The 311-nt window shown below is 71.4% G+C and carries 1 protein-coding gene; it reads left to right on the top strand.

Annotated features, from left to right (window positions below):
- Nucleotides 1-311: condensation domain-containing protein (locus IO20_RS37305; RefSeq protein WP_157850872.1), on the top strand; the 311-nt coding region annotated here is incomplete at both ends.

Raw genomic sequence — 311 nt, 5'->3', positions numbered from 1 at the left:
CCGCCGTGGGTGCACGGGCGGGTGGTGGAGTTGGCGCGGGAGTTCCGGGCGACGCCCTTCATGGTGGTGCACGCGGCGTTGGCGGCGTTGCTGACGCGGTTGGGGGCGGGGACGGACGTGCCGATCGGTTCGCCGGTGGCGGGGCGTGTCGATGACGCGTTGGAGGACCTGGTGGGGTTCTTCGTGAACACGCTGGTGCTGCGTACGGACACGTCGGGCGATCCGAGTTTCGGGGAGCTGCTGGAGCGGGTGCGGGCCACCGACCTGGCGGCCTACGCGCACCAGGACCTCCCCTTCGAACGCCTGGTGGA

The sequence above is a fragment of the Streptomyces exfoliatus genome, assembly GCF_000725545.1.
Classification (GTDB): Bacteria; Actinomycetota; Actinomycetes; order Streptomycetales; family Streptomycetaceae; genus Streptomyces; species Streptomyces exfoliatus.
Note: the sequence above shows the minus strand (reverse complement) of the source record. Positions and strands in the feature narration are given on the sequence as shown.